This window comes from Candidatus Frankia alpina (assembly GCF_902806485.1).
Taxonomy (GTDB): domain Bacteria; phylum Actinomycetota; class Actinomycetes; order Frankiales; family Frankiaceae; genus Frankia; species Frankia alpina.
This window is the reverse complement of the sequence record NZ_CADCWT010000191.1, coordinates 1-9,798: the sequence shown is the minus strand read 5'-3', so window position 1 is coordinate 9,798 and position 9,798 is coordinate 1. Positions and strand designations below refer to the sequence as shown.

The 9,798-nt window shown below is 72.8% G+C and carries 11 protein-coding genes; 9 read left to right on the top strand and 2 right to left on the bottom strand.

Annotated features, from left to right (window positions below; genetic code table 11):
* The 3 genes from G6R25_RS17875 to G6R25_RS17865 form a co-directional block, all read left to right on the top strand.
* A partial coding sequence (locus G6R25_RS17875) for a 3-hydroxyacyl-CoA dehydrogenase family protein (RefSeq protein WP_163553897.1) occupies positions 1 to 1,746 on the top strand: 1,746 nt, incomplete at its 5' end.
* Positions 1,747 to 1,971: 225 nt separating this feature from the next.
* Complete coding sequence (locus G6R25_RS17870) at positions 1,972 to 2,559, top strand: YkvA family protein (RefSeq protein ID WP_163553896.1); 588 nt, start codon at positions 1,972 to 1,974, stop codon at positions 2,557 to 2,559.
* The gene (locus tag G6R25_RS17865) at positions 2,556 to 2,870 is read left to right on the top strand and encodes a hypothetical protein (RefSeq protein ID WP_163553895.1); all 315 of its coding nucleotides are present in this window, start codon (positions 2,556 to 2,558) and stop codon (positions 2,868 to 2,870) included. The genes G6R25_RS17870 and G6R25_RS17865 overlap by 4 nt, the downstream gene beginning before the upstream one ends.
* A gap of 31 nt (positions 2,871 to 2,901) precedes the next feature.
* Here G6R25_RS17865 and G6R25_RS17860 read toward each other — a convergent pair whose 3' ends face one another.
* Complete coding sequence (locus tag G6R25_RS17860; protein ID WP_163553894.1) at positions 2,902 to 3,624, bottom strand: sugar-binding protein; 723 nt, start codon at positions 3,622 to 3,624, stop codon at positions 2,902 to 2,904.
* A 74-nt stretch (positions 3,625 to 3,698) separates the two neighbouring features.
* Positions 3,699 to 5,048 (bottom strand): crotonyl-CoA carboxylase/reductase, encoded by a 1,350-nt coding sequence (gene ccrA, locus G6R25_RS17855; protein WP_163553893.1) that lies wholly within the window; start codon positions 5,046 to 5,048, stop codon positions 3,699 to 3,701.
* Between the two features lie 237 nt (positions 5,049 to 5,285).
* On the opposite strand from ccrA, the gene G6R25_RS17850 reads away from it, so the two are divergent.
* The 6 genes from G6R25_RS17850 to G6R25_RS29815 all read left to right on the top strand — a co-directional run bounded on the left by G6R25_RS17850 (position 5,286) and on the right by G6R25_RS29815 (position 9,688).
* Positions 5,286 to 5,843 (top strand): SigE family RNA polymerase sigma factor, encoded by a 558-nt coding sequence (locus G6R25_RS17850; protein ID WP_163553892.1) that lies wholly within the window; start codon positions 5,286 to 5,288, stop codon positions 5,841 to 5,843.
* Positions 5,840 to 6,847 (top strand): FG-GAP repeat domain-containing protein, encoded by a 1,008-nt coding sequence (locus tag G6R25_RS17845; protein WP_163553891.1) that lies wholly within the window; start codon positions 5,840 to 5,842, stop codon positions 6,845 to 6,847. Before G6R25_RS17850 ends, G6R25_RS17845 begins: the two co-directional genes overlap by 4 nt.
* Before the next feature lie 155 nt (positions 6,848 to 7,002).
* Positions 7,003 to 8,190 carry an acetyl-CoA C-acetyltransferase gene (locus tag G6R25_RS17840; protein ID WP_163553890.1) on the top strand — a complete coding sequence of 396 codons (1,188 nt, stop codon included), beginning with the start codon at positions 7,003 to 7,005 and terminating at the stop codon, positions 8,188 to 8,190.
* Between the two features lie 15 nt (positions 8,191 to 8,205).
* Complete coding sequence (gene meaB, locus G6R25_RS17835) at positions 8,206 to 9,189, top strand: methylmalonyl Co-A mutase-associated GTPase MeaB (RefSeq protein WP_163553889.1); 984 nt, start codon at positions 8,206 to 8,208, stop codon at positions 9,187 to 9,189.
* A gap of 53 nt (positions 9,190 to 9,242) precedes the next feature.
* A complete protein-coding gene (locus G6R25_RS31815) occupies positions 9,243 to 9,377 on the top strand; it encodes a cupin domain-containing protein (RefSeq protein ID WP_235948912.1) in 135 nt (44 codons plus the stop codon).
* Positions 9,377 to 9,688, top strand: coding sequence for a cupin domain-containing protein (locus G6R25_RS29815; RefSeq protein ID WP_235948917.1), 312 nt, complete (start codon positions 9,377 to 9,379; stop codon positions 9,686 to 9,688). Before G6R25_RS31815 ends, G6R25_RS29815 begins: the two co-directional genes overlap by 1 nt.
* Positions 9,689 to 9,798: the final 110 nt, after the last annotated feature.

Here is a 9,798-nt window from a genome sequence, read left to right as displayed (position 1 = left end):
GCCGGGCTCGATGTCGTCGGCGTCGAACGGGACGCCGAAGCGCTGGCCCGGGGGGGCGCGCGGATCGAGCGCTCCCTGGACCGGGCGGCCCGGCACGGCCGCCTGGCCGACGCGGACCGCGGTGACCTGCTCGGCCGGCTGAGCCTCGGCACCGAACTCGGCGCGGTGGCCGGCTGCGACCTGGTGATCGAGGCCGTCGACGAACGGCTCGACGTCAAGACCGCGCTGTTCGCCCGGCTCGACGAGGTCTGCCCGCCGGCGACCGTCCTCGCGACGAACACGAGCTCCCTGTCCGTGACGGAGCTCGCCGCGGGCACCGGTCGCTCGGCGCGGGTGCTCGGCATGCACTGGTTCAACCCGGCCCCGGTGATGGGCCTGGTCGAGGTCGTCCGCACCGTGGTGACCGACCCCGACGCCCTGGCTGCGGTCGTCTCGCTGGTGGGCGCGGTCGGCAAGACGGCCGTCGTCGCCGCGGACCGGGCCGGGTTCATCGTCAACGCGCTGCTGTTCGGCTACCTCAACAACGCGGTGCGGATGGTCGAGGCGCGCTTTGCCACCCGGGAGGACGTCGACGCCGCGATGCGGCTCGGCTGCGGTCACCCGATGGGCCCGCTGGCCCTGCTCGACCTCATCGGCCTCGACGCCGCGCACGCCATCCTCGCGTCGATGTACGACCAGACCCGCGATCACCTGCATGCCCCGGCGCCGCTGCTGGGCCAGCTTGTCGCGGCCGGCCTGCTGGGCCGCAAGACCGGCCGCGGCTTCTATACGTACACGGGGACGGACACCACCGAGGTGGTTCCCCGGGGCCCCGGCAGGGCGAACCCCGGTGCCGTCGGGGAGCCCGGCGGGACGGCTGGTGGGGAGGGCGCGGCCGGCGGGGCGGCGGGGCGGGTTCGGTCGGTCGGGATCGTGGGCAGCGGCACGATGGCGCGGGGTATCGCCGAGGTACTGGCCCGATCCGGCCATGAGGTCATCCTCCGGGCCCGGCGGGCGGAGGCCGCCGACGCGGCCCGCGACCGGGTGGCTGCGTCGCTGGCGGCGGCGGTCACGAAGGGCCGACTGTCCGAGGACGATCGCGCCGCCGCCCTGGGCCGGCTGCGGGTCACCGCCGACCTCGGCGAGCTCGGCGGCTGCGATGTGCTGCTCGAGGCGGTCGTCGAGGACCTGGCGGTCAAGCGCGAGCTGTTCACCGATCTGGACAAGGTAGCCCGACCCGGCGCGGTGCTGGCGACCACCACGTCCTCGCTGCCGGTCGTCGAGTGCGCCACCGCGACCCGGCGGCCCCAGGACGTCGTCGGCATGCACTGGTTCAACCCGGCCCAGGTGATGCGCCTGGTCGAGGTGGTGCCCACGGTGCTCACCGGGGACGCGGCGACGGCGACGGTCCAGGCCCTGGCTCGGGCGACGGGCCGGCATCCGGTGCGCTGCGCCGACCGGGCCGGCTTCATCGTCAACGCGCTGCTGTTCCCCTACCTGAACGACGCGGTGAAGATGCTGCAGGCGAACTACGCCACGATCGAGGACATCGACACAGCGATGACGGTCGGCTGCGGTCATCCCATGGGACCGTTCGCCCTCGCCGACGTGGTCGGGCTCGACGTCACGCTCGCCATCACCCGCTCGCTGTACGAGCAGTTCCGCGAGCCGGGCTACGCCCCGGCCCCCCTCCTGGAGCACCTGGTGCGCGCCCGCTTCCTGGGCCGCAAGACTGGCCGGGGCTTCTTGGCGCATCCTCACCGGTAGTCCGTTCGGGGGCTTCGAACTGGGGAATCCGCCGCTCGACGCACGGCGCCGCCGGGGTCACCCGGTCGAGGCGCCCCGGGGTGACGTGGCACGTCGTGGGAGCGTCGGTCGTTGACCGGTGACGAGCCGGCGGCCGCAGCCGCCCACGGCAGGTGCCGGATGCAGCACTAGGATGTCGCCGGTCGGCGGGAAGTCCCGGTTCGCACAAGAGGAGACGCCACGGCGATGGTCACGCTCGACAAGGACGCCGTGCGGCAGTTCGGTCGGGAGATAACGATGTTTTTCCCCGATCTGGTCATCATGCTGCGGCAGGTCGTCGCCGATCCGCGGGTGCCGCAGTCCGCGAAGGTCGAGGCCGCGGCGGCGCTGGCGTACCTGGTGTCGCCGCGCAACCGGCTGACGAACATGATCCCCGTGGTGGGCCAGCTCGACGACGTCGCCATCGTCGCCTTCGCGTTCCGCCGGCTGGTCGTCGGCGCCGGGGAGCCGATCATGCGCGAGCACTGGCGGGGCAGCGACCGCGGCTTCCAGGTGCTCATCGGCGCCTCCTCGGCTCTGGCGAGCCCGGCCGGAGCGTTGCGCAAGGCGAAGGTGGCCCGGTCGCTCGTGGCCGCTGGAATCGACCGCGTCCGCGGCGGTGGGGCGGGTGGGGCGAGCGGGGCGAGCGGCTCGGGCTGGGTCGTCGACGGGGAGGTCGTGGACCGGGCCGAGTGGGTCGCCGCGTCGGATGCGGACGGCGGCGGGGATGCGGCGGGGCCGCGGCTGTGGCGGGCGCGCTCCTGGGAGCCGGGCAGACACCCACGCGGTCGGTGACGCGCCGGGCACGGCGCCGTCCCGCCCGAGGCCGGGACGCGCGTGGGCAGGGCGGGCGCGGGCGGTCCGTCGGGGCGTGGCTGCCCGATCCGATCGTGGTGCTACGCGACGGGGAGTGGGTGGTCCGCCCGGTCACCGGCGCGGCGACGGCGAAGGTCTACCGGTGCCCCGGGTGTGACCACGAGATCAACCCGGGTACCGCCCACCTGGTCGTCCGGCCGCCGGAGCGCGTCGAGGACCGCCGGCACTGGCATCGGCCGTGCTGGGATCGACGCTGCCGGGCGGCCCGCCCGCGCTCGGACGCCGGCTGAGGGCGGCTGAGGGCGCACCCGTGAACGAGGTTCAGGCGTTGCGTCCGCCGGCGCCGGCGGACGCGGGCAGCACGACCGTCTCCGCGCCGATCGCCTTGCGCTCCTCGACCGGCGCCGCCTCGATCGAGGCGATCGAGGCGCTGGCCGCGGTGAGCTTGTCGCGCAGGGCGCCGAGCTGGGTCGTCACCTGCTCGCGCAGGGCGGAGAGTTGGGTGGTGACCTGCTCGCGCTGACGCTCCAGATCGGCCAGCCGGCGCTTCGACTCGTCTTCGGCCGCCGCCGCGGTGGACCGGGCGATCTCGATGATTCGCTCGGCTTCCGCACGCGCCGTCGAGACGATCGAGGCGGCCTGTCCGTCGGCTTCCCGCAGGGTCTTCTCGCGGGCGGCCTCGGCCTCGGTGACGATCCGGCGGGCCTCCTCGAGCTGCGCGTCGGCCTCGCGGGTTCGCTCGGCGCGGACGGTGGCCGCCTCCTCCTCGGCGAGTTGGAGGATCTGGGTGACCCGGCCACCGAACTCCTCCCACGCGGGACGGTTCGCGGCCAGATCGTCGCGCACGCGGGCCGCCTCCGTCGCCGCCTCGGACGCGGCGGCCTCGGCCGCGGCCCGGTGCGCCTCGGCCTCGCGAAGCTGCTCGACGAGCCAGTTCACGTGGTGGGTGACCTGGTTGGGGTCGTAGCCACGGCGGACCAGATCGAAGGCTGGGGGCCCGTCGGTCTCGCCGGCCATCGGGATGAGATCCGTGTGTTCGGTCATAGGGCTTCAGCATCTCAGACTGTCAAGGTGAACGTGACGTCAGCCGGGCATCGGGCTCGGCGCGATTTCCCTGGCTACACGCCACGGAACCGGTTGATTGCGGTCTGGTGACGGGCGCGGAGCTCGGAGTCGCGGATACCCAGCCCTTCGGTTGGCGCCAGGCAGAGCACGCCGACCTTGCCCTGATGGGTGTTGCGGTGTACATCGTAGGCGGCCTGCCCCGTTTCGGTAAGCGGGTACACCCGGGAGAGGGTGGGATGGATCATCCCGCGGGCGATGAGCCGATTGGCTTCCCAGGCTTCCCGGTAGTTGGCGAAGTGGGAGCCGACGATGTGCTTCAGGTTCATCCACAGGTACCGGTTGTCGTACTCGTGCACGAATCCACTGGTGGAGGCGCAGGACGCGATGGTGCCGCCGCGGCGGGTCACATAGACGGAGGCGCCGAAGGTCTCCCGCCCCGGATGCTCGAGCACGATGTCCGGATCGTCCCCGCCGGTGAGTTCGCGGATGCGTCGGCCGAGCCGCTGCCATTCCCGCGGGTTCTGCGTGTGTTCATCGCTCCAGAACCGGTAGTCCTCCGCGACTCGGTCGATGATGAGCTCGGCGCCGAGGGATCGGCAGATCTCCGCCTTCTCCGGCGACGACACGACGCAGACCGGGATCGCTCCGCCGTGCAGCGCGAGCTGGGTGGCATAGGATCCCAGCCCGCCGGAGGCTCCCCAGACCAGGACGACATCGCCCTGCTTCATCCGGGCGCCGTTGGCGGAGACGAGCTGCCGGTAGGCGGTGGAGTTGACCAGCCCGGGTGCGGCCGCCTCCTCCCAGGTGAGATGGGCCGGCTTGGGCATGAGCTGGTTCGCCTTGACGAGGGCGAGCTCGGCCAGCCCGCCGAAGTTCGTCTCGAAACCCCAGATTCGTTGCTCGGGATCCAGCATCGTGTCGTTGTGACCGTCGGCGTGCTCCAGCTCGACGGACAGGCAGTGGGCCACGACCTCGTCCCCCGGGGACCAGACGTGTACGCCGGCTCCTGTCCTCAGCACGACTCCGGCCAGATCGGAACCCACGACGTGGTAAGGCTGGTCATGGCGGGAAGCAAGGGGAGACGTCCGGCCGTAGCGTTCGAGGAAGCCGAAGGTGGACATCGGTTCGAAGATCGACGTCCACACCGTGTTGTAGTTCACCGAGGAGGCCATGACTGCGACGAGGGCCTCGCCGGGGCCGACCTCGGGCGTGGGCACCTCGTCGATGTGCAGGGAGCGGCGCGGGTCCTTTTCCTGGGACGGGACGCCGTCGAACATCCCGGTCTCCTCGCGGCGCACGACGACGCCGCGGTAGAACTCCGGGACCGTGAACGCGGCGAACTCCGCTCGCCGGTCGGGGGACGGCGGGCTCTGGGCGATGATCGCCTCGAGGATGTCCTTCACGATCGGCCTCCGGCGGTGCGTGGTCGAGGGCGGATGACGGGCGGCACGGGCAGTTGACAGGACAGCACGGGCAGTTGACAGGGCGGCACTGACAGTCGACAGGGCGGCAGAGGTAGCTGATGGGTACGGAGACGGGGTCGCGGGATGTGGGGGCTGTCTGTTTCGTGCGCGACGCGATAGAACTTTCGGGACAACTTCGAGTGCTCGGTCGGCGTCCAACGTGGTGTGACCGCGCCCATGACAGTCGTGGAGGGGTGGCGGCCCGTGCCTGCGCGGAGCGACGCTGCCCGTAGCGACGTAGCGCGGGACGCGGACGCCGCCCTGACCGCGTTGTATTCCGAGCACTACCGGTCATTGGTGCGCCTTGCCGCGTTGCTGCTGGATGACGTGGGTCTGTGTGAAGAGGTGGTCCAGGACGCCTACATCCGGGTCCACGGGGCCTGGGGACGTCTACAGGACCGGGACAAGGCCCTGGCCTACCTTCGGCAGACCGTCGTCAATCTCGCACGTTCCACGCTGCGTCGTCGACTCGTCGCTCTCAAGCATGCCCCCAAGTCCATGCCCGATGCCGCCAGCGCCGAGGAAGGGGCCTACTCTCTCGTCGAGCGAGCCGCCGTCATCCAGGCGCTTCGAGAGCTGCCGCGGCGCCAGCGGGAGGCGGTCGTCCTGCGCTACTACGCCGACATGTCCGAGGCGGACGCGGCGGCGGTGATGGGTTGCAGCGTCGGCTCCGTCAAGGCCTACACCTCCCGAGGGCTGTCCGCCCTCAGCGGCAAGCTGGAGGGCTTGCGGTGAGCGCGTTGGAACCGGACGAGCTCACCCGGCTGCTGACCGAGGCAGCCGAGCCCATCCGACCCTCCCCGGAGGCCTACCGGCAGATCCGGGCCGGCATCGCCCGTCGGCGCCGCTGGCGCATCCCCGCGTTCGCCCTCGGCGGGATGGTGATGGCGGCGCTCATCGGGCTGGCGGTGGTGGCCATCCGGCCGAGCCCGTCGAGCCCGTCGAGCCAGGTCGTCGAGCCGGCCGCGCCGCCGGTCATGCCGAGCACGTTCAGCGAGCCGAGCCGGGCGGCGACCGTGCCGTCGCTGGGCGGCGGCATGGGGCACTCCAGCTCCGGTGGCCGCGGCGGGTCGGTCTCAGGATCGACCACCCGTGTGCCGACGAGCCCGCCGCCGACCCGGCCGACGGCATCCCCGCAGTCGGTGGCCCCCACCAGCCCGCAGTCGTCCGCGCCGTCGAACTCGACCGGCCCGGGCAGCCCACAGCTGCCCACGCCGGTGGCGAAACCGGCGGGCGTGAACGACATCGACGGCGACGGCCAGTCCGACACGGTCGCGGTGGACGGGACGAACAACCTGCGTGTGCGGTTCTCCCGGGACGGCCAGGTCGCCCGGGTTGCCCTCGGCAGCATCATCACCCCGCTCAACAGCGCGGTCGTCGACATCGACGGCGACGGTTTCGGTGAGCTGCTGGTGCAGACCCAGGCGGCCAGCGGGATGAAGAGCTACGCCCTGCTGCGCTACGTCAGCCTCGACGAGCTGGCCGCGCTGACGCCGCCCGGTGACCTGACTCTCGGCGCCGGCGTCCGCGGCAACTCCGCCCTCGGGTTTCGCTGCGCCGACAAGACCCTGCAGATCAGCACCGGGACGTCGAGCGACGGAACCCAGTTCACCGTCTCCACCACGACGACGCTGGGGCTCACCCCGGACGGCCTGACCGTTCAGGACACCGCCTCCAGCACGGTGCGGCTGCCGGCGGACTCCTCCCCCTTCGTGGTGTCCTGTGGCGCGCTGTCCTGATCGGGGCCGGGCGGTGGTTCTCTCTTCCCCCGCCCGGCTGGTCACGGGGCGGGCACCAGGATCAAGATCACGTTATCGTGGTGTCGAAGGTGCCCGTGGGGTGAGTATCCCGAGGATCTCCCCGAGATCTCCCCGAGAGTGATGAGGAGGCAGCCATGCCTGGTTCCGTGATCGTGGCCGGCGCGCGGACACCGATCGGGAAGCTGTCCGGGGCGCTGAAGAGCTTCACCGCGACGGATCTGGGCGGCATCGCGATCAGGAGCGCGCTGGAGCGGGCCGGGCTGTCCGGCGACGCGATCCAGTACGTCATCATGGGGCACGTGATCCAGGCCGGCACCGGTCCGATCACCGCCCGGCAGGCGGCCGTCGCCGCCGGCATCCCGATGACGGTGCCCGCGGTCACGATCAACAAGGTGTGCCTGTCCGGCCTCGATGCGATCGCCCTCGCCGACACCTACATCGCCAGCGGCGAGTACGACCTCGTCGTCGCCGGTGGGATGGAGTCCATGACCGGGGCGCCGCACCTGCTGCGGTCGATGCGCGCCGGGGTGAAGTACGGCGCGGCCGAGGCGCTCGACGCCATTGACTCCGACGCCCTGTTCTGTGCCTTCGACCAGATCTCCATGGGCGCGAGCACCGAGCGTTACAACGGCGCGCTGAACATCTCCCGCGCCGAGCAGGACGCCTTCGCCGCCCGGTCGCACCAGCGGGCCGCCGCCGCGGCCAAGAACGGCCTGTTCGACAACGAGATCGTCCCCGTCTCCGTGCCGCAGCGCCGCGGCGAGCCGATCGTCGTCAGCCAGGACGAGGGCGTCCGCGCCGACACCTCCGCCGAGGCGCTCGGCAAGCTGCGCCCGGCGTTCGGCAAGGACGGCACGATCACCGCCGGGTCCGCGTCGCAGATCTCCGACGGCGCGGCCGCGGTCATCGTGGCGAGCCGGGCCAAGGCCGAGGAGCTCGGCCTGCCGATCATCGCGGAGATCGGCCACCACGGCTTCGTCGCAGGCCCCGACACCTCGCTGCAGTCCCAGCCGTCCAACGCCATCCTCGCCGCGCTGGCCAAGGAGCGGCTCACCCCCGCCGACCTCGACCTCGTCGAGATCAACGAGGCGTTCGCCGCGGTCTCCATCCAGTCCATGCGCGACCTCGGGATCAGCTCCGACATCGTCAACGTCAACGGCGGGGCGATCGCCATCGGCCACCCGCTCGGCGCATCCGGCGCCCGCATCGCCCTGACCCTGCTCAACGAGCTGGCCCGGCGCGGCGGCGGGATCGGCGCGGCCGGCCTGTGCGGCGGCGGCGGCCAGGGTGACGCCCTGATCCTGCGCGTCCCGACGGCGTGACCGCCGGCTTTCGCCGTGCACGCCGACCGCGAGCGGGGTCCGGCCCCGGCGGAGCTGGCCGCGGCGGCCGTCGGGGGTGATCGGCGGGCGCTCGCCCGGCTGCTCTCGGCCGTGGAGAACGCCCCCGCGCTTTGGCGGGAGATCGGCCCGGCGCTCGCCGGGCGCGCCGGGGGCGCGCAGACCGTCGGGCTCACCGGCGCGCCCGGGGTCGGCAAGTCCACGACCGTCTCGGCCCTGGTACGCGCCTACCGCGGCGCCGGGCGGCGGGTCGCCGTGCTCGCGGTCGATCCGTCCTCGCCGTTCACCGGCGGCGCGCTGCTCGGTGACCGGGTGCGGATGAGCGAGCATGCCGGCGACCCCGGGGTGTTCATCCGCTCGCTGGCCAGCCGGGGGCGCCTCGGCGGGCTGGCAGCCGCGACCGCGCAGGCGCTCCGGGTGCTCGAGGCGGCCGGGTTCGACGTCGTCGTCGTCGAGACGGTCGGCGTCGGCCAGGCGGAGATCGACATCGCCGCGCTCGCGGACACGACCTGCGTCCTGCTCGCGCCCGGCGCCGGCGACGACGTGCAGGCGGTCAAGGCCGGCCTGCTCGAGGTCGCGGACGTCCTCGTCGTCAACAAGGCCGACCGGCCGGGCGCCGCGCGCACCATCGCCGACCTGACCGCGATGACCCGGATGCGCGCCGGCGGCCGGCGGCCGGCGGTGGTCCGCGTCGCCGCCACCCTCGGCGAGGGCATCGACGAGCTCGTCGAGCGGATCGCCGCGCATCGGCGGGACCTGGCCGCCACCGGCGAGCTCGACCGCCGTAGGCTGGCTCGTGCCGCCGACGAGATCCGCGGGCTGACCCTGACCGCGTTGCGCGACTGCCTGGCCGCCCCGCCGCACGACGCGCGCCTGACGGAGCTCGCCCACCTGGTGATCGCCGGCACCGCCGATCCCTGGTCGGCCGCCGAGTGGCTGCTCGCGGACGTCCTGACAGCACAGCCGGTTCCGGCTCCCTGACCGGGCCGGGGTCGGGCCCCGATGTCCCGCGCCCCTGGGGAGGAACCGTTTCGTTGAGCCGCCTCGATGACCCGGCGACGTCCGCCGACGAGCTGATCGGCCTCCTCGGCCTCGAACCCAATCCGGAGGGCGGCTGGTACCGCCAGACCTGGGCCAGCCCCGGGCGCACGGCGGGCAGCGGCCCGTGATGACGTCCATCCTGTACCTGCTGCGCCCGGGTGAGGTGTCCCGGTGGCATCGGGTGGCCTCGGCCGAGATCTGGCTCTGGCAGGGCGGTGGCGTCCTGGAACTCACCCTCGGTGGCACGGGCCGCCGACCGTCGCCCGGCCCGACCGGGCTGCTCGGGCCGGATGCCGCGGCCGGCGAGGTGCCGCAGCTCGCCGTGCCGGCGGGGGAGTGGCAGACCGCGGTGCCCCGCGGCGATCGGCACGTCCTCGTCGGCTGCGTCGTCGCGCCCGGGTTCGACTTCGCCGACTTCGAACTTCTCGCCGACTACTGATCTTTAATGCGCGATGCCGGTCGATGGATCATGATGATGGCTCCACGGCCGGTCCGGTGACGGCGAAGTACCCCTCGGGCAGACCAGAACGGTGCCGGACCGGCCGTGGA

Bases quoted from the DNA above. Each gene is read 5' to 3' on its own strand.
- G6R25_RS17870 (WP_163553896.1), top strand. From the start codon at position 1,972: ATGGTCACGCTCGACAAGGACGCCGTGCGGCAGTTCGGTCGGGAGATA.
- G6R25_RS17860 (WP_163553894.1), bottom strand. From the start codon at position 3,624: ATGACCGAACACACGGATCTCATCCCGATGGCCGGCGAGACCGACGGG.
- G6R25_RS17850 (WP_163553892.1), top strand. From the start codon at position 5,286: ATGACAGTCGTGGAGGGGTGGCGGCCCGTGCCTGCGCGGAGCGACGCT.
- G6R25_RS17840 (WP_163553890.1), top strand. From the start codon at position 7,003: ATGCCTGGTTCCGTGATCGTGGCCGGCGCGCGGACACCGATCGGGAAG.
- G6R25_RS29815 (WP_235948917.1), top strand. From the start codon at position 9,377: ATGACGTCCATCCTGTACCTGCTGCGCCCGGGTGAGGTGTCCCGGTGG.